General features: G+C 46.3%; 20 protein-coding genes. 11 read left to right on the plus strand and 9 right to left on the minus strand.

Translation table 11 applies throughout. The features are described 5' to 3' along the window. Window positions 1-243 precede the first annotated feature (243 nt). The 3 genes from AB6F11_RS09990 to argC form a co-directional block, all read right to left on the minus strand. The gene (locus AB6F11_RS09990) at window positions 244-1,455 is read right to left on the minus strand and encodes an argininosuccinate synthase (protein WP_017061137.1); all 1,212 of its coding nucleotides are present in this window, start codon (window positions 1,453-1,455) and stop codon (window positions 244-246) included. Between the two features lie 113 nt (window positions 1,456-1,568). Then, entirely contained in the window at window positions 1,569-2,357 is a 789-nt protein-coding gene (gene argB / locus AB6F11_RS09995) for an acetylglutamate kinase (RefSeq protein WP_017063686.1), read from the minus strand. A gap of 12 nt (window positions 2,358-2,369) precedes the next feature. Further along, window positions 2,370-3,374 (minus strand): N-acetyl-gamma-glutamyl-phosphate reductase, encoded by a 1,005-nt coding sequence (gene argC / locus AB6F11_RS10000; protein WP_017063685.1) that lies wholly within the window; start codon window positions 3,372-3,374, stop codon window positions 2,370-2,372. Window positions 3,375-3,527: 153 nt separating this feature from the next. Here argC and argE point away from each other — a divergent pair, with 153 nt between their 5' ends. From argE to AB6F11_RS10015, 3 genes are all read left to right on the plus strand, one after another. Continuing rightward, window positions 3,528-4,664, plus strand: coding sequence for an acetylornithine deacetylase (gene argE, locus AB6F11_RS10005; protein WP_009848891.1), 1,137 nt, complete (start codon window positions 3,528-3,530; stop codon window positions 4,662-4,664). Window positions 4,665-4,916: 252 nt separating this feature from the next. Next, window positions 4,917-7,553 carry a phosphoenolpyruvate carboxylase gene (gene ppc, locus AB6F11_RS10010; RefSeq protein WP_017071318.1) on the plus strand — a complete coding sequence of 879 codons (2,637 nt, stop codon included), beginning with the start codon at window positions 4,917-4,919 and terminating at the stop codon, window positions 7,551-7,553. A 372-nt stretch (window positions 7,554-7,925) separates the two neighbouring features. Continuing rightward, window positions 7,926-8,465, plus strand: a complete 540-nt coding sequence (locus tag AB6F11_RS10015; protein WP_017061141.1) for a PadR family transcriptional regulator — start codon at window positions 7,926-7,928, stop codon at window positions 8,463-8,465. A gap of 131 nt (window positions 8,466-8,596) precedes the next feature. On the opposite strand, the gene metF is transcribed toward AB6F11_RS10015, so the two are convergent. From metF to AB6F11_RS10030, 3 genes are all read right to left on the minus strand, one after another. Further along, window positions 8,597-9,496: a methylenetetrahydrofolate reductase gene (gene metF, locus AB6F11_RS10020; protein ID WP_102393041.1), complete on the minus strand. Its 900-nt coding sequence runs from the start codon at window positions 9,494-9,496 to the stop codon at window positions 8,597-8,599. Between the two features lie 276 nt (window positions 9,497-9,772). Next, on the minus strand, window positions 9,773-12,184 hold the full coding sequence (locus AB6F11_RS10025) for a bifunctional aspartate kinase/homoserine dehydrogenase II (RefSeq protein ID WP_102393042.1): 2,412 nt from the start codon (window positions 12,182-12,184) through the stop codon (window positions 9,773-9,775). A 2-nt stretch (window positions 12,185-12,186) separates the two neighbouring features. Then, entirely contained in the window at window positions 12,187-13,368 is a 1,182-nt protein-coding gene (locus tag AB6F11_RS10030) for an O-succinylhomoserine (thiol)-lyase (RefSeq protein ID WP_017061143.1), read from the minus strand. Between the two features lie 208 nt (window positions 13,369-13,576). Between AB6F11_RS10030 and metJ the strand changes: the two genes are divergently transcribed. Continuing rightward, window positions 13,577-13,897, plus strand: a complete 321-nt coding sequence (metJ, locus tag AB6F11_RS10035; RefSeq protein WP_004415993.1) for a met regulon transcriptional regulator MetJ — start codon at window positions 13,577-13,579, stop codon at window positions 13,895-13,897. A gap of 166 nt (window positions 13,898-14,063) precedes the next feature. Here metJ and AB6F11_RS10040 read toward each other — a convergent pair whose 3' ends face one another. Together AB6F11_RS10040 and rpmE are read right to left on the minus strand one after the other, a co-directional pair. Next, a complete protein-coding gene (locus AB6F11_RS10040; protein WP_017061144.1) occupies window positions 14,064-15,353 on the minus strand; it encodes a malic enzyme-like NAD(P)-binding protein in 1,290 nt (429 codons plus the stop codon). A gap of 334 nt (window positions 15,354-15,687) precedes the next feature. Further along, window positions 15,688-15,906 carry a 50S ribosomal protein L31 gene (gene rpmE / locus AB6F11_RS10045; RefSeq protein ID WP_004737142.1) on the minus strand — a complete coding sequence of 73 codons (219 nt, stop codon included), beginning with the start codon at window positions 15,904-15,906 and terminating at the stop codon, window positions 15,688-15,690. 333 nt (window positions 15,907-16,239) lie between these two features. Between rpmE and priA the strand changes: the two genes are divergently transcribed. The 3 genes from priA (at window position 16,240) to AB6F11_RS10060 (ending at window position 20,348) form a co-directional block, all read left to right on the plus strand. Further along, on the plus strand, window positions 16,240-18,441 hold the full coding sequence (priA, locus tag AB6F11_RS10050; protein ID WP_102393043.1) for a primosomal protein N': 2,202 nt from the start codon (window positions 16,240-16,242) through the stop codon (window positions 18,439-18,441). A gap of 240 nt (window positions 18,442-18,681) precedes the next feature. After that, window positions 18,682-19,686 (plus strand): DNA-binding transcriptional regulator CytR, encoded by a 1,005-nt coding sequence (gene cytR / locus AB6F11_RS10055; protein ID WP_102393044.1) that lies wholly within the window; start codon window positions 18,682-18,684, stop codon window positions 19,684-19,686. 122 nt (window positions 19,687-19,808) lie between these two features. Continuing rightward, a complete protein-coding gene (locus tag AB6F11_RS10060; protein WP_017061148.1) occupies window positions 19,809-20,348 on the plus strand; it encodes an SPOR domain-containing protein in 540 nt (179 codons plus the stop codon). A gap of 108 nt (window positions 20,349-20,456) precedes the next feature. Here the strand turns inward: AB6F11_RS10060 and AB6F11_RS10065 are convergent, their stop codons facing one another. After that, a complete protein-coding gene (locus AB6F11_RS10065) occupies window positions 20,457-20,717 on the minus strand; it encodes a hypothetical protein (RefSeq protein WP_102393045.1) in 261 nt (86 codons plus the stop codon). A 299-nt stretch (window positions 20,718-21,016) separates the two neighbouring features. On the opposite strand from AB6F11_RS10065, the gene hslV reads away from it, so the two are divergent. From hslV to rraA, 4 genes are all read left to right on the plus strand, one after another. Then, window positions 21,017-21,556: an ATP-dependent protease subunit HslV gene (hslV, locus tag AB6F11_RS10070; protein WP_102393046.1), complete on the plus strand. Its 540-nt coding sequence runs from the start codon at window positions 21,017-21,019 to the stop codon at window positions 21,554-21,556. 67 nt (window positions 21,557-21,623) lie between these two features. Next, window positions 21,624-22,964 (plus strand): HslU--HslV peptidase ATPase subunit, encoded by a 1,341-nt coding sequence (gene hslU / locus AB6F11_RS10075; protein ID WP_102393047.1) that lies wholly within the window; start codon window positions 21,624-21,626, stop codon window positions 22,962-22,964. 155 nt (window positions 22,965-23,119) lie between these two features. After that, entirely contained in the window at window positions 23,120-24,037 is a 918-nt protein-coding gene (locus AB6F11_RS10080) for a 1,4-dihydroxy-2-naphthoate polyprenyltransferase (protein WP_017061151.1), read from the plus strand. A 73-nt stretch (window positions 24,038-24,110) separates the two neighbouring features. Beyond that, a complete protein-coding gene (gene rraA / locus AB6F11_RS10085) occupies window positions 24,111-24,629 on the plus strand; it encodes a ribonuclease E activity regulator RraA (RefSeq protein ID WP_017061152.1) in 519 nt (172 codons plus the stop codon). Window positions 24,630-24,724: the final 95 nt, after the last annotated feature.

Here is a 24,724-nt window from a genome sequence, read left to right on the forward strand (position 1 = left end):
AAATAAAGTATTAATTCATTATTTTCACATATTTATTCACCAACAGTTCAATCCATTGATTATTTTTAGCGTGGAGCGCGAATTATATGCCATCCGATAGGAAAAACCGAAGCTGATTTATTAGGCAAATAGAAAGTAAAAAGCCCACTCACTAATCAATAGTGAATGGGCTTTGCATAATAATGTCTGTTTACTAACCTTCAATCTTTCATCAAAGGCTAGCTCACTAACTCATTGTTAGGATTACTTTTGGCTATTCAAAGCACGGATACGGCTTGATAGCGAGTAAAGGCGGATGAAGCCTTCAGCATGGCTTTGGTCGTAAACTTCATCTTCACCAAAGGTTGCAAACTCTTCTGAGTACAGGCTGTTGTCAGAACGCTTCTGAGTCACCGTTGCATGGCCTTTGTAAAGCTTGATAACCACTTCACCATTCACGTCTTGTGCTAGCTCTTCTGTCGCGGCAAGGATTGACTTACATAGTGGAGTGAACCAACGACCATCGTATACAAGGTGAGAAGCCTTAACACCGAGCTCTTCACGGAATTCGAATGCCGCTTTATCAAGAACCAGTTGCTCTACTGCACGCAGTGCTTCCATCATGATTGTGCCACCCGGAGTTTCGTAACAACCACGAGACTTCATGCCAACAAGACGGTTCTCTACGATATCGATACGACCAACACCGTGCTTAGCACCTTTCTCGTTTAGGTAAACCAGTGCGTTGTATGGCGTCATTGTTTCGCCATCAACCGCAACCACTTCGCCTTTTTCAACTTTAAGCGTCACTGTTTCAGATTCGTTTGGCGCTTGCTCAGGGTCTACAGTCCAAGCCCAGCAATCTTCGTTAGGTGCATTCCATGTGTTTTCTAGAACGCCGCCTTCTGTTGAGATGTGCCATGCGTTTGCATCACGCGAGTAAATCTTAGTAAGAGAAGCCGTACAAGGGATGTTACGCTCAGCCAGGTAATCTAGACACTCTTCACGACTCACTAGATCCCATTCACGCCATGGTGCAATTACGTGTAGATCAGGTGCTAGTGCAGCAAATGCGCCTTCAAAACGAACTTGGTCATTACCTTTACCAGTACAGCCGTGACACAGTGCGTCTGCACCTACTTTACGTGCGACTTCAACCTGTGCTTTCGCGATGATTGGACGCGCCATCGACGTACCTAGTAGGTATTTACCTTCGTAGTAAGCGCCCGTTTTCAGCGTTGGGTAGATGTAGTCAGCAACCATCTCTTCTTTAAGGTCTGCGATGTAACACTCAGATGCACCAGAAGCTTTTGCTTTCTCTTCGATACCAATCAACTCTTCGTCGCCTTGACCAACATCCGCAACAAACGCAACCACTTCACAGTCATAGTTCTCTTTCAACCATGGAATGATTACTGATGTGTCTAGACCGCCAGAGTAGGCTACTACAACTTTCTTTACGTTAACTTTGCTCATTTTCTTTCTCCTAGTTTCCATACTGCACATGGCGGTCAGCGTTGGAAATGACTTCATAATTATATGTTTATTTAATTTGTCTAAATTCTTTAAGTAGTGACTCGTTGTGAGACCTACTGAGGTAAAAACTGTGTTCCTATGCTTTTACCTGAAAACAGTTGTGTTAGCTTTTCTGGGTATCGCCAAGTGGCAACTTCGATTGGTCGTCCAAGGTCGTTAGCGGCTTCTAGTGCAGCTTGAACCTTAACGATCATACCGTCGGTAATCACTTTGCCTGCAATAAGGTCATCAGCTTGTTGTTGATTAAGGCTTGGAATCAGGTGGCCTTTGCCATCCAACACACCACTTACATCAGAAAGCAGTACCAGTTCAGCATCAAGTGCACCCGCAACGGCAACCGCAGCTTGGTCGGCATTGACGTTCATCAGTTGGCCTTGCTCAGTCAGACCAATCGAGCTAATGATAGGCAGTGCGCCCGCATTAAGAATCGCTTGCAGAACGGTTGAGTCGCCCGGCTCCGCTTTTCCTACCGCCCCCAGTTCAGGGTTCAGTTCGCTCACTTTGCATAAACCACCGTCTGCTAGGCTTAAACCAACGGCATTGATACCGTCTTTAATCGCCTGACCTTGAAGTAATTTATTCGCCGTGCCCGCTAATGCACCAGCGATCACAGGGATCTGATCATAAGGAGTAACACGTAGTCCCTCTTTCTTAACGGTTTCGAGGTTCAACTTATTCATCAAATCATCAACAAGATAACCGCCACCGTGAACAATCACGATTGGTCGTTGTGCCTGTTGTTGGTAAGCAGAGATCGCACCAAATAACTTGCTAAGTGTTTCACCACAAGATAGCGCAGCGCCACCTAACTTTATGATTAATGGTTGATTATTAAGGCTCATATCTAGATTCCCTTACACTAACGCAGTTAATGGCGCAAAACCATAACGTAAATTTAAACACTGCATCGCTTGGCTAGATGCACCCTTTAATAAGTTATCAATCGCTGAAACAACGATGATGTGCTGACCTTGAACCTTCCAACCTAAGTCGCAGAAAGGCGTCTGTTCTACATCTTGAATTCTTGGCAATGTCTCTTCGAGTAGTCTCACTGCTGGTTTACCTTGGTAAGCTTGCTCGAAGGCATCTTGTATCTGTTGTTCTGTCACGCCTTCAGCCAATTTCATGGTGATGGTCGCTAAAATACCGCGCTTAAAGTTGCCTAGGTGCGGAGTAAAAATCACATCACATCCTAGATGTGCAGCCATTTCAGGTTGATGACGGTGATTGAATACACCATAAGCTTGCAGGCTCACTTCGCAGAAGCTGTTAACCATCGTCGCCTTGCGGCCCGCACCAGTCACACCGCTAGTCGCGTTAATCACTGGCCATTGGTTTTCATCCAGTAACTTGGCTTCAACCAAAGGCTTAATCGCCAGTTGTGATGCGGTTGGGTAACAGCCCGCTACCGCAACAAGCTGAGCTTCTTTAATTTCTTGTTCGTTCCATTCCGCTAAACCGTAAGCCGCTTTGTCTAGCCATTGTTCGTGTTGATGTTCAAAACCGTAAAACTCTTGATAGAAGTTTTCGCCTTTAACTCTGAATGCACCCGATAGGTCGAAGACTTGGCAATCGTTCTCTAGAAAGATTGGCGCTAGGTCGTGACTGACTTCGTGTGCAGTGGCTAAGAAAATCACATCAGACTGTTTAGCTACTTCTTCCGGATTTGTTAAAGGTTGTACTGGCATATCAATCAAACCAGCTAACTTACCGTGCAGTGCCGCAATAGGTTTACCTGCGTCTACACTATTGGCTGAGACATATAAACCTGATAGCGTGAGCTCAGGGTGTCTGTTTATCATTAGAGCCAGTTCTGCTCCTGTGTAGCCGCTTGCGCCAATGATCGTGGTTTTCAACATCTCAACACATCCATTTTTGAGGTAAGTTACATTTCAAATTTGACTATTCATACTTAATTTTTAGCTTTATTTGATTTCTTATGCATTAAATATGATTTAATATGTGTTTTACCGACTTATGGTTTTCCTGTCAATAGTAGAAGTGAAGTTATTATGCAATTACCGAGTTTTCTTGAGGTCTACAAAGGCCTAATTTCCACAGACTCTATTAGCTCGACCGATCCAAGCTGGGATCATGGCAACGAGAAAGTGATCGAAAAAATGGCTCAATGGTTTAAAGACGTAGGCTTTAGCGTTGAAGTCGTGGAAGTCGAACCCGGCAAGCATAATATGGTCGCTAAGATGGGATCGGGCGAAGGTGGCTTGCTACTCGCAGGACACAGCGACACAGTGCCATTTGATGAAGGACGTTGGAACTTCGACCCTCACGCACTAACAGAACACAACAATCGCTTCTATGGATTAGGCACAGCCGATATGAAAGGCTTTTTCGCTTTCGTTTATGAAGCGGCAAAGAAGATGGATTGGAGCAAACAGACCAAGCCGCTATATGTATTGGCAACCTGTGACGAAGAGACCACCATGCTGGGTGCGCGTCATTTCACTGAAAATGCACCGTTTAAACCGGATTACTGCATTATTGGTGAGCCAACCAGCCTTGTGCCGATTCGTGGCCATAAAGGCCATGTTGCTAACGCTGTGCGAGTAACGGGTAAATCAGGTCACTCTTCTGATCCTGCATTAGGTGTCAACGCCATCGAGATCATGCATGAAGTGTTGTTCGCTTTAATGCAACTGCGTGACAAGCTAGTCAAAGAGTATCACCACCCGGGTTTCGCAATTCCAAGCCCCACTCTAAACCTTGGCCATATCCACGGTGGCGACAGTGCCAACCGTATCTGTGGTTGCTGTGAGCTGCACTATGATGTGCGTCCTTTGCCAGGTATCAGCCTAGATGGCTTGGATAACATGCTGCGCAGCGCACTCAAAGAAGTAGAAGCAAAATGGCCGGGCAGAATTGAGATTACGCCACTGCACGAACCTATCCCGGGTTACGAGTGCCAACATGACCATCCATTTATCGGTGGCATGGAATCAGTTTGCGAAACTGAATCACAAACCGTGAACTACTGTACAGAAGCACCTTTCCTTCAAGAACTTTGCCCAACCTTAGTGCTGGGTCCAGGCTCAATCGACCAAGCTCACCAACCAGATGAGTTCCTAAGCTTCGATTTTATCGATCCAACGATTGATGTTCTGAGTAAGTCGATCCGCAAATATTGTTTCTAGTTATTACTTTTCTTCCAATATTTTCGTATAAAAGCTACCCGAAAAGGTGGCTTTTATTCTGTTATCCCAGACACAGCCTGATCTTGTAATTAAATTTCACTTTAATTCCGAACTATTGGGAAATTTACTTCTCCCGCATTTCGAAAACTAATAATTGCAAACTTAGAATGCTTTATTTGACTAGATACAGCACTTTTCGCTAGATTGTGTACTTAACAAGGAACAATGGATGTAATTTTTTTACGAGGCAGGATGACAATGAACGAGAAATACGCCGCTCTCAAGAGTAACGTAAGCATGCTGGGACGCTTGCTAGGTAACACAATCCAAGATGCACATGGTGACGTTATCTTAGAGAAAGTGGAGACTATCCGTAAACTTTCCAAATCCGCCCGCGCAGGCAACAAAGCTGACCGTGACAGCCTAGTTGAAGAAATCAAAAACCTGCCGAACGAACAACTCACTCCTGTTGCTCGTGCATTTAACCAATTTCTCAACCTCACCAACATGGCAGAGCAGTACCACACCATCTCTCGCCACTGTGAGGAGCATGTTTGTGAACCAGACGTGCTGCAATCTCTATTTTCCAAATTAAACCAGAATGACATCAGCAAGCTAGACGCGGCTCAAGCCGTTCGCGACCTGAACATTGAACTCGTTCTGACTGCACACCCAACAGAAATCACTCGTCGCACCATGATCAACAAGCTAGTTAAGATCAACGAGTGTCTGTCTAAATTAGAATTAAGCGACCTATCACACAAAGAGCGCGTGAAAACCGAACGCCGCCTAGAGCAACTGATCGCTCAAGGTTGGCACTCAGATGTGATTCGTCAGCAACGCCCTACGCCACTTGATGAAGCGAAATGGGGCTTTGCGGTTGTTGAAAACTCACTTTGGGAAGCTGTACCAGATTTCCTACGTGAAATGGACGGCCGACTAAAAGGCTACCTTGGTGAAGGTCTACCAATTGATGCGCGCCCGGTACACTTCTCATCTTGGATGGGCGGTGATCGCGATGGTAACCCATTCGTAACGCACACCATCACCAAAGAAGTACTGCGCCTATCTCGCTGGAAAGCCGCTGACCTTTACCTAGGTGACGTAAACGAGCTGATTACCGAACTATCGATGACTAAGTGTAATGATGCCGTTCGTGAACTAGCGGGTGATGAGCATGAAGCTTACCGAGCAATCCTAAAGAGCCTACGTACTCTGCTGAACAACACGTTAGAAGTGCTCGATGCAAAACTGCATGATGCTGAAGTACCGAAGAAAGAAACACTACAGAACATCGACCAACTTTGGACACCGCTTTACGCATGTTACCAATCGCTGCACGAATGTGGCATGGGCGTAATCGCAGACGGTTCTCTGCTTGATACTCTGCGCCGCCTAAAAGCGTTCGGTGTACACCTAGTTCGTCTCGATGTTCGTCAAGAAAGTACTCGTCACTCAGATGTACTGTCTGAACTGACTCGCTACCTAGGCATTGGCGACTACGACCAATGGAACGAGCAAGACAAGATTGCTTTCTTAACCAATGAATTAAGCTCTAAGCGTCCGCTTCTTCCTCGCGATTGGGAGCCATCTGAACAGGTTAAAGAGGTTTTAGACACCTGCAAGGTTATTGCTGCTCAACCTCGTGAAGCCTTCGGTGCTTACGTAATTTCGATGGCTCGTACTGCATCAGATGTACTGGCTGTTCACTTACTACTGCAAGAATGTGGCTGCCCATACCGCATGGACGTATGTCCGCTGTTCGAAACGCTAGACGACTTGAACAACTCAGAAGCAGTAATGAAACAGCTAATGAGCATCGACTTGTACCGTGGCTTTATCCAGAACCACCAAATGGTGATGATCGGATACTCTGACTCAGCGAAAGATGCGGGCGTAATGTCTGCAGGTTGGGCTCAATATGATGCAATGGACAAACTGGTTAAGGTTTGTGATGAAGAAGGCATTGAACTGACTCTATTCCACGGTCGTGGCGGTACGGTTGGTCGTGGTGGTGCTCCGGCGCACGCTGCTCTTCTTTCTCAGCCACCTAAGAGCTTGAAAGGCGGTTTACGTGTAACAGAGCAAGGCGAAATGATCCGCTTTAAACTTGGCTTACCAGACGTTGCTGTAAACAGCTTCAACCTTTACGCAAGCGCGATTCTAGAGGCGAACCTTCTGCCGCCACCTGAGCCAAAACAAGAGTGGCGCGACCTAATGGAAGTGCTATCTCAAGTATCTTGTGAGGCTTACCGCAACGTGGTTCGTGGCGAAGAGAAATTCGTACCTTACTTCCGTCAAGCGACACCTGAACTGGAGCTAGGTAAACTGCCTCTTGGCTCTCGCCCTGCGAAACGTAACCCGAACGGCGGCGTAGAAAGCCTACGTGCGATTCCATGGATCTTCTCTTGGAGCCAAAACCGTTTGGTACTGCCTGCATGGTTAGGCGCTGGTGAAGCGATTCAGTACTCTGTAGATCAAGGCCATCAAGCCCTGCTCGAAGAGATGTGTCGCGAGTGGCCGTTCTTCTCTACCCGTCTCGGTATGTTGGAAATGGTGTACTCGAAGTGCAACATGGAAATCGCTAAGTACTACGACCAACGCCTTGTTGACGAAGAGCTATTACCATTAGGTGAGTTACTGCGTGAACAGCTGCAAAAAGACATCAAAGCCGTGCTAAATGTTGAGAACAACGAGAACCTAATGCAGAGCGACCCTTGGGGACTTGAGTCAATCCGCCTACGTAACATCTACGTTGAGCCACTAAACATGCTTCAAGCTGAACTGCTTTACCGTACTCGTAAGTGTGAAACACCACCAGCAGAGCTTGAAGAAGCGCTAATGGTGACGATTGCAGGCATTGCAGCAGGCATGCGAAACACTGGTTAATTAGTGATTCCTACTATAACCTGATCAGCATTTATATCTAAAAAAAGAACAAAAGGTCGCCACGTGCGACCTTTTTATTTTGCAAAATAACCACTAGTGAGTATTTTGCCAGTTTTTTGGGTTATTTTGTCCATGTATTCTACTTTATGCTTATTATTTAGATATACTACTGCTCCGCTGCGGAAACACTCCAAAAAATAATCTGCAGCATCTTGACCAATAAACTGGTCAACCTAGGTGATAAACGGCTTTGTAAGGTGACATAACCAACCGATGAGTTGGTGCTACTTAGACATAACCAATATAACGTGCCATTAGAAGCACACTTGTTGTTTAAGTATTTGTTTACTGTTTACCATTTGGATTTCAGACATGTCATTACCACACGTAATTCTAACCGTTTTAAGTACACGCGATGCTACTGGTTACGATATCACAAAAGAATTCTCCGCAAGCATTGGTTACTTCTGGAAAGCTAGCCATCAACAAGTTTACCGCGAGCTAAATAAAATGGCTCAGAACGACCAGGTAACTTGCGTGCTTGAGCCTCAAGAAGGCAAACCTGATCGTAAAGTTTACTCTATCACTGATGCTGGCCGTGGCGCGCTAGGTGAATGGTTTGAACAACCAACTGCACACCCAACCGTTCGTGACGAGTTCTCAGCTAAGCTAATGGCTTGTGCTGTACAACCTTCTGACGCTTACCGTGTACAACTTGCTGAGCTAGTAGAAGAGTCTCGCAAACTGGTTTCTCACTACCGTGAAATCGAAGCAGCTTACTACGCAACGCCATCGACACTAGACAAGCAAGCACGCCTTGAGCGTCTAACACTTCGTCGTAACCTACTTATCCGTGAAGCATGGATTGTATGGGCTGAAGAAGTACTGCTTGAACTTGGTGCTCTTGCTTAAGTTAAGCTAGAAGCTAGAAAAGCAAAAGGCTTGAACTCTTAGAGTCCAAGCCTTTTTTGTATCTATAGGATTTGAAATTTTACAGCCAGAGGCTTTTTACAAGCGCTTAGGCTTTACTTCTTAGACTTTTCTTACAGCGCAGCGACTTGCGGACGAACACCTAGCGTATGGCAAAGTGCATAAGTCATTTCTGCACGGTTTAGCGTGTAGAAGTGGAAATCTTTCACACCTTCACGGCTCAGTGTACGAACCATATCAATTGCTTGGCTAGCACCAACAAGCTGACGAGTCGTTGGATCATCATCCAAACCTTCAAACTGCTTCGCCATCCAGCCCGGTACTTTTACGTTGTTCATCGCAGCAAAGCGAGATGCTTGCTTGAAGTTAGAAACCGGCAGAATGCCCGGTACAATCTCAACATCAACGCCAGCCGCTACACAGCGGTCACGAAAGCGTAGGTAGCTCTCTACATCAAAGAAGAACTGAGTGATGGCACGGTTGGCACCCGCATCCACTTTACGCTTTAGGTTAATAAGATCAGATTGAGCGCTTTTTGCTTCAGGGTGAACCTCAGGGAATGCCGCTACTGAGATATCAAAATCGTGGCGAGATTTAAGTAGCTCAACCAAATCAGATGCGTACATCTCTGGCGCGCCGCCGCCTGCTGGAATGTCACCACGCAGCGCAACAATACTCTCGATACCATTTGCCCAGTAATCGTCGGCAATTTGAATCAGCTCTTCGCGACTCGCATCAATACACGTTAGGTGCGGTGCAGCCACTAGGCCAGTTTGGTTCTTAATTTCTTTAATGATTGAGTGGGTACGGTCACGTTCGCCCGAGTTTGCACCGTAAGTTACTGATACAAAATTTGGTTGAAGTGTTTTAAGACGGTGAACAGAGTTCCACAGGGTCTCTTCCATCTTCTCACTGCTCGGTGGAAAAAACTCAAATGACACATTGATGTTGTCAGAAAGCTCAGCGATATTCTGATTTAAAGCGTCGATATGACTAGCGTGTGTGTATCCCATCTTACTCTCCCTGTGGCAAAAGCAACCACTAAAAACTCAAATCCTTAAACGACGTTTAGACGTCTATATGTCTGTAGAATGTATTGAATACGATTTAATGTCAACAGATCCATTATGAATTTTTCTCAAGTAGATCGTGAGTAAAACTCAAGTCGTTAGATGAGTCGCAAAGCAGAAATAATGTAGAAAAAAGGCTGAAAAACACATCGTGCTTTCAGCCTTATTTATCTTAGTGAATAGTATGCCATTTAGACACTAAACCAACCGATCTGAGTATCAGAACAGGCTAGACATTCTGTTTAGGTCAGATTGAATTGCACCAGCTGTGACTTCACGTCCTGCACCCGGACCACGGATAACCAATGGATTATCTTTGTACCATTTGCTCTCAATCGCAAAGATATTGTCGCAAGGCAACAAGTTCGCCAGAGCATGTTCTTTAGACAGTGCTTCAACGCCTACGGTTGCCTTACCGTTCTTCTCCAAACGCGCTACGTAACGCAGAACTTTCTGTTGAGAGTGCGCTTTCTCTAAACGCTCAGCCAACTCTTCGCTCAGTACAGAAGCTTTGTCGAAGAAGTCATCTACTGATAGATCTTGCAGCTCTGCAGGCACGAGCGATTCCACTTTTACGTTTTCAGGTTCGATATCCAAACCGGATTCACGCGCCAGAATCACCAGCTTACGCATGACGTCTGAGCCATCAAGGTCAGCACGCGGGTCTGGTTCTGTCAGCCCTTGTTGCCACGCTAAGTCGACCAACTCGCTGAATGGTACCGTGCCATCAAACTGCTGGAACAACCAAGACAGCGTGCCTGAGAAGATGCCTGACAACGCAATGATGTCATCGCCGCTTTCTCGCAGGTCTCGTACTGTGTGGTTAATCGGTAAGCCTGCACCCACTGTCGCATTGTACAACCAATGACGGCTGATCTTAGCGAAAGCATCTTGTACTTGATGGTAATACTCGCTCGATGCAGAACCTGCCACCTTGTTCGCCGAGATTAGGTGAATACCTTGTTGTGCGATTTGCAGATACTTTGCTGCAAGCACTGGGCTTGCGGTGACATCGAGTACCACAGCTTCATCGTAACCCTGAATAGAACCCAAACGCTCTAACCAGTCGTTCCCATTGTTGGCAATCGCTTCATCGTCAAAACGCTTGCTCACTGAGGTCGCATCAATGCCTTGGTCATCGAACCAATAGGTTTGGCTATCAACCACTGCAACCAATTCAAAGTTCATTCCACGACGCTTTTCAAGTTCCGCTTTTTGCTCAGCAAACAGGTTTAACCAGCTTGAACCAATGTTGCCCTTACCACACAAGGCAATCGCAACACGCTTCTGCGCTTGGAACAGTTGAGAGTGAATGCCTTTCACTAGGCTTGATGTTTCGCTCTTACGAATCACAGCCACCAAGCTTAAGCCTGAGTTCGCTTCTGAGATGAACTCAACCGGCGAGCTCTTAAGCTGCTGGTAGAAACCGTAGCAATGGTTCGGGTTCTTAGTCACACCCGCACCCACGGCAGCAATCAGAGAGAAGCCTTCTTTGAGCTTAATCTCAGCTTCAATCGCATGGTCTTGTAGATATTCTAATGCACCACCAGCGATCTCTTCCGTGTAGGCAAGACGCAAGCAGTGTTGATCCGGTTCAAGCTCATAAGCCAGCGGCTCAAGTTGAGCACGCTTAAGCCCTTCAAGCACTTCACTCTCTAGACGGTCGAAATCATGGCCGTGACCAAAGGTCAGCTGCACGATAAGCACTTCATCCAGAGAGGTAATGATTTTTGCGCCACGACCCGATGCCAATACACGCTCTATCTGTGTAGAGCCCGCCTCCGGCTGATAGCTGCAGCGTAAGCTGAGATCCATAGCACTTTGAGCCACAGGCTGTAGCGTTCGGCTGTGAAGCACTGGAGCCGCTAGACGAGCGAGTTCACTCGCTTCATCAAGGCGAAGTAGAGGCAGTAGACACGCATCTGAAACCAGACGAGGGTCAGCGCTGTAAACGCCCGCCACATCACTCCAAATCGTCACGCGTTCAACTTCAGCCAAAGCACCGATCACGGTTGCTGAGTAATCTGAACCGTTGCGACCAAGCAGTACCGTTTCACCCTCGCAGTTCTGAGCCATAAAGCCAGTAATCACCACGCGGCAATGTGCATGCTGCGCCAGAGCTTCTTTAATCAGAGGGTAAGAACGTGCGCGGTCGACTTCAGGCTGAGCGCCCACTTCTGCACGTAAAAAGGCACGCGCATCTTGAGCAACCGCTTGTAAGTCATGCTGGCACAATAAAGCAGCGAGTAGACGTGAAGACCAAACCTCACCGTGTCCAAGCACTTTTGCTTTTTGTGCTTCGCTCAAGGGAGCCGTTAGCTCACCCAAAGCGGTAAATTCTTGTTGAATGGTTGCAGTAAGTTGTGCGGCTGATTCACCCTCAAGCAGTGCTTCAATCAGATCGAGTTGGAACTGACGAAGTGCTTGTAGGCATTCATGGGCAATACGACCATCTTTGTCGAGCGCTTCAACGAACTCAATTAAGCGGTTGGTTGTTTTGCCTGCTGCCGATACCACCACCAAATCAGATGCTGATGAGTATTCTCTAAGAATGTTGACCACACGTTGGTAACATTCAGGATTTGCTAAACTGCTGCCACCAAATTTATGTAGCTGGCGAAAGGTTGCCATTATTAACCCTCCCCTTCAGCGATAAAGCGCTGTGTTCTTTCAAACGCTTGCTTGAGGTCATCGATTAGGTCTTCTGCATCTTCAAGGCCAACAGATAGACGCAGTAGTTGCTGAGAAACACCGGCTTCTGCTAATGCTTCTTCGCCCATCGCGCGGTGAGTCATAGACGCAGGGTGACAAATCAGGCTTTCAACACCGCCCAATGATTCTGCCAAAGAAAACAGCTCTAACTTATCAACAAAGTATTTAAGCGCCTCGAATGAGCCCGCAAACTCAAAGCTGAGCATTGAGCCAAAGCCCGATTGCTGTTTCTTCGCGATATCATGACCCGGATGTTCAGGAAGGCTTGGGTGGTAAATAGTGCCGACGAGATCTTGTTGCTGTAGAGACGCTAGAATCTCACGCGAACTTTCTTCGTGAACTCGCATACGCGCACCTAGCGTACGAATACCACGTAAAGTCATGTAGCTATCAAATGGTGTGCCGGTCGCACCAATACAGTTGCCCCACCATGCTAGCTCTTCAGCGTGCTCTTCTGTCTTAGTGACCACAACGCCACCAATAACATCTGAGTGTCCATTGATGTACTTGGTTGTAGAGTGGATAACAAAATCCGCCCCCAGCTCTAAAGGCTTTTGGAACACAGGTGTCAAAAACGTGTTGTCGACAGCAACCAGAGCACCAACCTCTTTCGCTTTGCGGCAAGTTTCTGCAATATCAACCACACGAACCAGTGGATTCGATGGGGTTTCAATTAAGATCAGCTTTGGCTTAAGCGCGATCGCCGCATCCAGTGCCGCTTGATCCGATTGATCAACGAACAGAACTTTGAAGTCACCTTTTAGCGAGCGAGTGTTAAACAGACGGTAAGTACCGCCGTAGCAATCGTGCGGTGCAATAATAAGATCATCGCCGCCTAAGAAAGCCGAAACCCATAAGTTAAGCGCCGAAGTACCACAGTTAGTCACAACCGCGCCTTTGCCTGATTCAAGCTCAAACAGTGCCGTCTCTAATAAACCGCGGTTTGGGTTACCAGAACGGGTGTAATCGTACTTTGGCACTTCACCAAAAGCGGGAAACCCATAGTTAGTCGAAAGATAAATGGGTGGGACAACGGCATGGTGTTGCGTGTCTGACTCGATACCAGTACGTACTGCGATTGTTGCTGGCTTCCGGCTGCTCATAGGTGCTTCCTTACAAGTTTTGCGTCTGAGAATCACAGCGGCTTGTCGGCATTTTGCGGCTGTGTTAGATATATGTTATTCACTTTACTTTCATAAACGTGAGACGTCAACACTTCTAGACGTCTATATGTCTTTGCTTATGGCAGTAAATCCCGCTAAAATCACCACTATTAATTTATTCTAACAACTAAAGTGATGAAGGTACGCAATGGCCGACTGGAATGGTGAATACATAAGCCCATATGCTGAGCATGGAAAGAAAAGCGAACAAGTAAAGAAAATTACAGTTTCTATCCCTCTAAAAGTGTTAAAGGTTCTTACTGACGAGCGTACTCGCCGCCAGATTAATAACCTACGCCATGCAACAAACAGTGAGCTACTGTGCGAAGCCTTTCTACATGCGTACACAGGCCAACCACTACCAACGGATGAAGACCTTCGTAAAGACCGCCCAGACGATATTCCTGCTGAAGTGAAAAAGCTGATGACAGAGATGGGTATCGAGTTCGAAGCGTTTGACGAAGAATAAAAACAACTCAGTCACTGCCTTCATTATTGATTCGCTCTAGCTGAACCTTATTTATCACATCGCGCATAGCTTTTTATGATTGCGCTGTGAATGATAGACATAAAAAAACCGACTCCAGATGAGTCGGTTTTTTATTATTCTTTTTGGCTCAATAGAGCAACAGCTATTAAGCCATATAGTTAGCAGGCATCTCGATACGAGCTACGCCAGATTCAACAGCCGCTTCCGCAACTGCTCGTGCTACGCGAGGAAGTAGACGTGGGTCCATTGGCTTAGGAATGATGTAACCCTTACCGAACTCCAGTGCAGTCTCGCCCGCAGCTGCTAGTACTTCAGCTGGAACTTCTTCTTTCGCCAGTTCACGAATCGCTTTAACCGCCGCTAGCTTCATTTCGTCATTAATTTCGCTCGCACGCACGTCTAGTGCACCACGGAAAATGAATGGGAAACAAAGTACGTTGTTTACTTGGTTAGGGTAATCACTGCGGCCTGTACCCATGATTAGGTCAGAACGAACTTCGTGTGCAAGCTCAGGCTTGATCTCTGGATCTGGGTTTGAACATGCAAACACAACAGGCTTATCAGCCATCAACGTTAGTGCTTCAGCAGGCAGTAGATTCGGCCCCGATACACCCAAGAACAGGTCAGCGCCTTCGATAACATCTTCAAGCGTACGCTTATCAGTGTTATTTGCGAACAGCTCTTTGTATTCGTTTAGGTCATCACGACGAGTATGGATCACACCTTTACGGTCAAGCATGTAGATTTTTTCACGCTGAGCGCCACACTTAATCAGTAGTTCCATACAAGCAACCGCCGCTGCGCCAGCACCTAAACAAACGATCTTACACTCTTCAAGTTTCTTACCTTGAAGCTCGATCGCATTCAGCATACCCGCTGCCGTTACAATCGCAGTACCGTGTTGGTCATCGTGGAATACCGGAACATCACAACGTTCAATCAGGCGACGTTCAATCTCAAAACAGTCTGGTGCTTTGATGTCTTCCAGGTTAATACCGCCGAATGTATCTGCGATATTCGCAACTGTATCAACGAACTCATCGATTGTGCGGTGTTTTACTTCAATATCGATAGAATCTAAACCAGCAAAACGCTTAAACAGGAGCGCTTTGCCTTCCATAACAGGTTTAGAAGCAATAGGGCCAAGGTTACCTAGGCCAAGAATCGCTGTACCGTTAGAGATAACTGCAACCATGTTGCCTTTACCTGTGTACTTATAAACGTTATCAACGTTCTGTGCGATCTCGCGAACAGGCTCAGCCACGCCTGGGCTGTATGCAAGTGCTAGGTCTTCTGCAGAGTTTGCAGGCTTCGTCAGTTCTACGGCAATTTTGCCTGGAATTGGGAACTCATGGTAATCAAGAGCTTGCTGACGGAATTGTTCTTGAGGTGATAATTCTTGAGAGGATTGAGCTTGGCTGCTGTCTTCAGACATAGGTGTAGGTTCCTAGGATATTATTATTTGGGGGATCTTGTTCATGTTAATGGATGTACTTCAAAGTTCCTAGGTGGTTGAAGCCTCTGTCTCATTAAAAAACGAGATTTCACTACTAATAAGACCAGTGAGCAGTTGAAATTACTATCGCTTGTTGAAGTTTCGTGCTGAATTTTGGTGAAGAGAGATACGCAAGGAATTGCCCTGAAATAGAATAGAGAGGCAACTTATCGTTGGGTGAGAGTGATGCTTGAATAGAAGTCAGTGCTTTCTCAAATTACAGGCAACAAAAAAGGACACCGAAGTGTCCTTTTTCATGTCTAAATAGCGAGAATTACTTCTTGCTAGAAAGAGCACCGAAACGCTTGTTGAAGCGATCAACACGGCCGCCAGTATCTACGATACGTTGCTTACCAGTGTAGAACGGGTGACATTTGTCACATACGTCTAGGTGGATTGATTCTTTTGCTAGCGTTGAGTTGAACTCAAATGTGTTGCCGCAAGAACAAGTTGCAGTAACTGCTTTGTATTCTGGGTGGATTCCAGCTTTCATGGGATAACCTCAAGTAGGCCGTGTCGCTATACGATTCTAAGCCGCACACCACACGTAGTTTAAAAAAAGAAATAAAGACACCGCATCGACACAAAAGAGTGATGAAGCCATACCTTTAAGGCGCAGTATAGTAATGAATCTATAAAGCAGGATCAACTGATTTGATACATTTTTCGCCAATATCGGCGTTATTTCCTTTGCTGGCTGTGATTCTTGGCTTGGCCCCAACCTCACCCGCTTCTCTGCCACATCACATTCAAACTGCTTCTCGAATTTAACCGCCTTATCCTTTAGACTGTTCGCTCTCGTCAATTCAGATAAAGCCGTCCCTTTATGCGTCCAATGATTGCCCGTGTGGCGCTGCCTGTTCCACTCGACAAGCAGTTCGATTACAAGATTCCAAACCACCTATTCCCGATTATTGGTGGTCGCGTCTCTGTGCCTTTTGGACGACAAACCTTAACTGGGATTGTCACGGCTCTGGTTAACGAATCAGAATTCGAGCTAGATAAGCTCAAGCCCATTAAAGCCTTATTAGACAACCAACCCGTTTGGCCGGAATCTGTCTATTCACTGTTAATGTGGTGCAGTCAGTTTTATCAGTACCCCCTTGGCGAAACCTTTGCTAACGCCCTTCCGAGCGCTCTAAGAAAAGGCAAAGCCGCCGACTTCGCGACGCTGGTTGAGTGGCAGTTAACACCATCAGGCAAAGACCAACTGATGCAAGGTTTTGGTCGCGCGGTCAAGCAAGCCAAAGTGATGCACATGCTTGAGCACGGTCCGGTTCCTCATCAAGAGTTCATTGATGAAGAAGTTGGCAGTGCCGTACTCAAAACGTTAGAAGAGAAAGGCTGGATTGAATCAGTAGAGAAAAAGCCAAAACGTCAGCCATGGCCAGTTGAACTTGAGAATGACCAAGACAAACCTAAGCTCAATGCCGAACAAGCCATCGCGATTGCGACCGTAAATAGCCAAACCGACTTTGGTTGTTTCCTGTTAGAGGGCGTTACTGGCTCAGGTAAGACCGAGGTTTACCTGAATATGATTAAGCCGATTCTCGATCAAGGTAAACAAGCGTTAGTGCTCGTGCCCGAGATTGGTCTCACTCCTCAAACGATTAACCGCTTTAAGCGACGCTTTAATGTGCCTGTTGAGGTTATCCACTCAGGTTTAAACGATTCAGAACGCCTGAATGCGTGGTTATCGGCGCGCGATAAAATAGCAGGCATCGTGATTGGTACCCGTTCAGCTCTGTTCACGCCATTTGCTGACCTAGGTATTATCATTGTCGATGAAGAACACGACGCGTCTTATAAACAGCAAGATAGCCTGCGCTACCACGCTCGAGATGTGGCGATCATGCGTGCTCATAAAGCGCAGATCCCGGTTGTGTTAGGCTCGGCGACTCCAGCCTTTGAGACGCTGCACAACGCTCAGATCGGCAAATACAGTTATCTCACCCTGACTTCACGTGCGGGTGTCGCACTGCCGACCACCAATAAGGTGTTGGATGTTAAAGGTGAATATCTAGAAAGTGGTTTGTCTGCGTCGTTAATTGCAGAGATGCAAAGACACCTCAAAGCAGGCAACCAAGTGATGCTGTTCCTCAATCGCCGAGGGTTTTCTCCGGCATTGATGTGTCACGATTGTGGTTGGACAGCCGAGTGTAAACGTTGTGATGCTTACTACACCTATCACCAATACAGTAATGAGATGCGCTGCCACCACTGTGGTTCTCAGCAGCATATCGTGCACAACTGCCAAGGTTGTGGGTCTGTGAACTTGGTGACAGTGGGTGTCGGTACCGAGCAGTTAGAAGCTCAACTTGGTCAACTATTCCCGGAATACAAAACCATTCGTATTGACCGCGACAGCACCCGTCGTAAAGGCAGCTTAGAAAGCGCGCTCGAGTCGATTCGTAAGGGTGAATTCCAAATTCTTATCGGCACGCAGATGCTTGCTAAGGGTCACCATTTCCCTGACGTGACACTTGTGGCGTTATTGGATGTGGATGGCTCTTTATATAGTAGTGACTTCCGTGCCTCTGAACGTCTTGCCCAGCTATTCATCCAAGTAGCGGGACGCGCAGGACGAGCAAGCAAACCCGGTGAAGTGATCTTACAGACTCACCACCCAGAACATGGGTTGTTGCAAGCCTTGCTTCACAAAGACTATAACCACTTTGCTCAGACGGCGCTGGCAGAACGTAAGCAGGCAATGTTACCGCCTTATACCTTTATGACTCTGTTTAGAGCAGAAGCCAATGACACTCGCTTGGTGGAAGAGTTCTTGCGTCAGGTTCGTCACACATTGGAATCGCACCCGCTGTTTGACCAATATTGCATGGTGCTAGGACCAACCCCAGCCCCATTAGCAAAACGAGCAGGCAAATCGCGCTGGCAGTTAATCTTACAGACTCAAACTCGCTCGTTAATGCAGAAGCTATTAATGAGCGCTAAGCCGGCAATTAATATGTTACCCGCCGCGAAAAAAGTTCGTTGGTCACTCGACATAGAGCCGCAAGATCTGAGCTAAACCCCTTCGGGTTAAAACTAATGATAAGTTTGTTCACAAATATTTCATATTTCTCGTGAGCAAGTTCACACGAGTCATGTGATTTTTGTTAATCTAGCCGTAACTTTACACGGATTAAACGAATAAAATATTGCAATAAAAAAAGTGTTAGCAACACTTTCATAATATCTATTCGATTACATTTATTATTCACGCCTTAGATACTTAGGCGACAAAGGAACTTAAAAGAGGGTTTAATTTATGGCGACAATGAAGGATGTTGCCCAGCTAGCAGGCGTCTCAACAGCCACGGTATCACGTGCATTGATGAACCCTGAGAAAGTCTCAGTTTCGACTCGTAAACGAGTGGAAACAGCAGTACTTGAAGCTGGATACTCACCCAATACATTAGCTAGAAACTTACGTCGCAACGAATCAAAAACCATCATCACTATCGTTCCTGATATCTGTGACCCTTATTTCGCCGAGATCATTCGTGGTATCGAAGATGCCGCAGTAGAAAATGACTACCTTGTCTTACTGGGTGATAGCGGCCAACAAAAGAAGCGTGAGTCTTCGTTTGTTAACTTAGTTTTCACCAAACAAGCTGACGGTATGCTATTGCTTGGCACTGACCATCCATTTGATGTCAGTAAATCTGAACAAAAGAATTTACCACCAATGGTAATGGCGTGTGAGTTTGCCCCTGAGCTTGAACTGCCTACGGTACACATCGATAACCTGACCTCTGCCTTTGAAGCGGTGAACTACCTAGCTCAGTTAGGTCATAAGCGTATTGCTCAAATTTCAGGACCAGTATCGGCAACACTGTGTAAGTTCCGCCAACAAGGCTACCAGCAAGCGCTGCGTCGCGCCGGAGTCTCAATGAATCCAGCCTATAGCACGGTCGGTGACTTCACCTTTGAAGCGGGCGCTCAAGCGGTTCGTCAATTACTGGCACTTCCTGAACAACCTACAGCTATCTTCTGTCACAACGATGCGATGGCGATTGGTGCGATTCAAGAAACGAAGAAGCTGGGCTTGCGCGTTCCTCAAGACCTATCGATTGTCGGCTTCGATGACATCCAATTCGCTCAATACTGCGATCCACCGCTAACCACCATTTCTCAGCCTCGTTATGAGATTGGACGCCAAGCGATGTTGATGATGCTTGATCTATTAAAAGGCAACGATGTGCAAGCAGGTTCGCGTCTGCTTGAAGCTAAATTAGTGGTTCGAGGCAGTACAGCGCCACCTCGAATATAACCCTTAGAAATACCCTTATAAATCTGCGGCACATTTTGATGTGCCGCTTCCATTTCTGCACTATTATCCTCGCGCAATCTGGATTACCATGAGGGCAGAATCAGCAACTATTGAATTGTCTTGTGGCTAATAGAGATTATGTAAAGCGCGGTCGTGGCACGAAAAAACCGACCAAAAAACAAGCCCCTCGCCGTAAACCTTGGCGCAGTGGTCTTTTGGCGATCCTCCTTGCCGGTGGTTTTGGTTACGGACTTTACCTATTGAGTAATGATCCTGAGCCGCCTGCACCAACGCCTGTGGCAACCAAACCAAAACCTAAGCCAAAACCAGCGAAAGTGATTCCGCCGCCTCCTGAAGAGAAGTGGGACTACGTTGAAACGCTGCCAAGCCGCGAGATTGAAGTAAAAGCCAAAGAGCAACAGATCTCTAAGATCCCTTACATCATGCAGTGTGGCGCTTACAAAACCTCGTCGCAGGCAGAAGCACGTAAGTTGGATATTGCCTTCCAAGGTATCTCAAGTGAGATCCGCAAGAAAGATGGCAGTAGCTGGTACCGTGTGGTTTTAGGGCCATACAAGTTGAAGCGTGACGCAGAACGCGATCGCCATAAGCTGCAACGAGCGAAAATTGAACCTTGCGCTATTTGGAAAGACGGGTCTTAATCAACTCAATATATAATAGGGGGAAGAGGATTCCCCCTATTGCTGTTTGAAAGCGTTCAATAGTTCATCGCACAAGCAATACCAGTATGTTAATCAAAAGAGTGCGTTTTAACGAAACTGAGGTACTTGTTCGTAGTACTCAAGCCCAAAGTCAGTCAGGTAGACCTGCTCCTTATTTATCTCGATGTAACCAAAAAAATCCAAGTGCGCTAAAACGTTAGGAAATGGACGTTTAAGAAAAACGTTGACCGAGTTTTTTAGATGTTCTGTTGAACACTCGCCCGCCTCCTGATACATCAGATGATGCAGTATAGACAGCTCATCCAGAACCATATCTCTATTAAAAAAACTGATATTGTCACTATTCATCACACTACTCCTTATGTAGTGAATACCACTGATTAGTGAGCATCATTCCTTATAAATCAAACAAAAAGTGTTAACCATTTCACGTTAGAAATTTGTTTTATCTTTTTTTATATTTATCACAAACTATTAACCCACCAACCCTTGCCACACATAGGCTCAACAGGTAATGGATGCTTGAAACAACTGGTAACATTTAGTTTTTTTTGATATGACATACCATTAAAAGTGGCACTTGAATTCATGATAGTGGAGCCACATATAAGTAGTAACCATAAATAATAATCAAAAGAGGTCGACTCGTGACTACCATTGTATCTGTACGTCGTAATAATAAAGTCGTCATCGCGGGTGATGGACAAGTATCTCTGGGCAATACAGTAATGAAGGGCAACGCCCGTAAAGTACGTCGCCTATACAACAACAAAGTACTGGCCGGTTTTGCTGGCGGTACGGCTGATGCTTTCACGCTATTCGAAAAATTTGAAAGCAAGCTGCAAATGCACCAAGGCCATCTCACCAAAGCGGCAGTTGAGCTAGCGAAGGATTGGCGTAGCGACCGTGCTCTACGTAAGTTAGAAGCACTGTTAGCAGTAGCGGATGAGACCGCTTCACTGATCATCACAGGTAACGGTGACGTAGTTCAACCTGAGAACGACCTGATTGCGATCGGTTCGGGCGGAAACTTCGCTCAAGCAGCCGCTACTGCACTATTAGAAAATACTGATTTAGATGCGCGTGAAATCGCAGAAAAGTCGCTGAACATTGCAGGCGACATCTGTGTCTTCACCAACCATCACCACACTATTGAAGAACTAGAAAGCACCGTTGAGCTGCCATAGCCAGAGTAACGACCGCTTCCATCAATAACGTTGTATTCAACAGTGATTAAAGAATTAAGGAAAAACCATGTCTGAGATGACTCCTCGCGAAATTGTTCACGAACTCAATCGCCACATTATCGGCCAAGACAACGCTAAGCGCTCAGTGGCTATCGCTCTTCGTAACCGCTGGCGCCGTATGCAGCTTGAAGAAAGCCTACGTGTTGAAGTATCGCCAAAAAACATCCTGATGATTGGCCCAACGGGTGTAGGTAAAACTGAAATCGCTCGCCGCCTAGCGAAATTAGCAAACGCGCCTTTCATCAAGGTAGAAGCGACTAAGTTCACCGAAGTGGGTTACGTTGGTAAAGAAGTTGAAACCATCATCCGTGATCTAACGGACGTTGCGATCAAGATGACGCACCAACAAGCGATGGAAAAAGTACAATACCGCGCTGAAGAACAAGCTGAAGAACGCATTCTTGATGCCCTTCTACCACCAGCGCGTGATGCTTGGGGTCAGAACGAGCAATCAACTGAAGAGACAACCTCTTCAAACACTCGTCAGATTTTCCGCAAGAAACTGCGTGAAGGTAAGCTAGATGACAAAGAGATTGAAGTTGATGTAGCCGCACCGCAAATGGGCGTTGAAATCATGTCACCTCCAGGCATGGAAGAGATGACAAACCAGCTGCAAGGCATGTTCCAAAACCTAGCGGGCGACACCAAGAAAAAGCGTAAGATGAAAATCAAAGACGCATTCAAAGCACTGACGGAAGAAGAAGCTGCGAAGCTTGTGAACCAAGAAGAGCTGAAAGAGAACGCGATCTTCAACGCTGAAAACAACGGCATCGTATTCATCGATGAGATCGACAAAATCTGTAAGCGTGGCGACAGTTCAGGCCCAGATGTATCTCGCGAAGGTGTTCAGCGTGACCTACTGCCTCTTATCGAAGGCAGCACAGTATCAACCAAGCACGGTATGGTTAAAACTGACCACATCTTGTTTATCACATCAGGCGCATTCCAAGTGGCTAAGCCATCTGACCTGATCCCTGAGCTACAAGGTCGTCTACCAATCCGCGTAGAACTTGAAGCACTATCAGCACATGACTTCAAACGCATCCTAACTGAGCCAAAAGCATCTCTAACAGAGCAATATATTGCCCTAATGAAAACAGAAGATGTCAACATTGAGTTCACTGAAGATGGCATCAACCAGATTGCGGACGCAGCATGGCGTGTGAACGAAACCACTGAAAACATCGGTGCGCGTCGTCTACACACAGTCATGGAGCGCCTAATGGATGAAATTTCATTTGACGCAACAGACCGAGCAGGCAGTAAATTGCTGATTGATGAAGCTTATGTAATATCTAAGCTTGGCGAGCTCGTAGAAGACGAAGACCTAAGTCGCTTCATCCTGTAGCACACAAAACTCCAACTTATTGCTCTATCTCAAAGAAATAGCAGCTAATAAGCGAATTCAAGGCCCACTTTCGAGTGGGCTTTTTATTACCCGAAAAATGGGCGTATACTCAAATCACAGTATGAAACGAAGACTTACAAAGAATTAGACCTACGATGAAACAATCTCTACTGATCTGGCTTGATGCCGCACGACCAAAAACTCTGCCTCTCGCACTTGTCTCTATTCTTACAGGAAGTAGTTTAGCGTTCGCCGGTGGTCAGTTTTCTTTATCGATAGCCCTACTGGCATTTTTAACCGCCACCCTATTACAGATTTTATCGAACCTAGCCAATGACTATGGCGACGCCGTAAAAGGCACAGACAACGAAAATCGTCTGGGGCCAACACGTGCCATGCAATCTGGCGCGGTAACAGCGAAAACCATGAAGCAAGCGATCATCCTCAACATCGTGTTTACTATGGTCGCTGGGCTGATTCTTATTTTTCATGCCTTAACCTCGATTGAAAGTATCTTATCTTTCATTGCGTTAGGCATATTAGCCATTGTTGCTGCCATCGCTTATACCGTCGGTAATAAGCCTTATGGCTATATTGGCCTTGGCGACTTATCGGTATTTATCTTCTTCGGTTTATTAGGTGTTTCAGGGACTTACTTCTTGCACACTGGCCATGTTGAACCAAGCCTATTCCTTCCGGCATTGGGCTGTGGCTTGATGGCGGTTGCGGTACTCAATATCAACAACATGCGTGATATCGAAAACGACAGCGAATGTGGTAAGCGCACCATGGCGGTTCGCCTAGGACAACGCAAAGCCAAACACTATCATTTTGCTCTGCTTGGCCTCGCCCTTGCGTCTTTCGCTATCTACCTGCTTATTCAAGAAAAACCGGTCTGGATCAGCCTACCGTTTTTGCTGAGCATTATTATTGTTTACAAGCATGGCAAAGCCGTTTGGGAAACCGAAAAGCCAGCGCAAATTGCACCAATGATGCCCGTGATTGTGAAATGCTCACTGGTCACTAACCTATTGTTTGCAGGGGTTGTCGTAGCTCAAACTCTATTGAGTTAAATGAGACTAATCATTGCAAAGGGATCAAGCGCCGATATACTCAAAGTAAGCTCATTGTTCAAAAGGTATACTAATGGAATACAACACTTCAGCACTGTGCGACATATATTTGGATCAAGTTGATGTCGTGGAGCCAATGTTCAGCAACTTCGGTGGACGTGCATCCTTCGCAGGACAGATCACGACATTAAAGTGTTTTGAAGACAACGCTTTGATTCGCTCTGTACTAGAGCAAGACGGTCTGGGGCGTGTGTTGTTAATCGATGGGGGCGGCTCACTACGTAAAGCGCTGATCGATGCTGAGATAGCCCTACTTGCCGAAGACAATGAGTGGGAAGGGATTGTGGTTTACGGGTGCGTTCGTGAAGTCGATGAGCTTGAAGACATGAACCTAGGTATCCAAGCCTTGGCTTCTATCCCTGTTGGTGCGAGCCAAGAAGGTGTCGGTGAATTAGACGTTCCAGTGAACTTTGGCAGCGTGACCTTCTTACCTGAAGATTACCTCTACGCAGACAACACTGGCATCATTCTTTCTGCCGAACCTCTAGATGTAGAACTCGATTTGGATGTCGAGGAAGAAGACGTCGAGTAACTCTCACTCAGCTTCAAATAATAAAACAAATCATAAGAACACAATCGAGTAGGAGGAGGCCTCACGGCCTCCGTCCTCTCACACCACCGTACAAG

The organism is Vibrio sp. 10N.247.311.14 (assembly GCF_041467715.1).
GTDB lineage: Bacteria > Pseudomonadota > Gammaproteobacteria > Enterobacterales > Vibrionaceae > Vibrio > Vibrio crassostreae_C.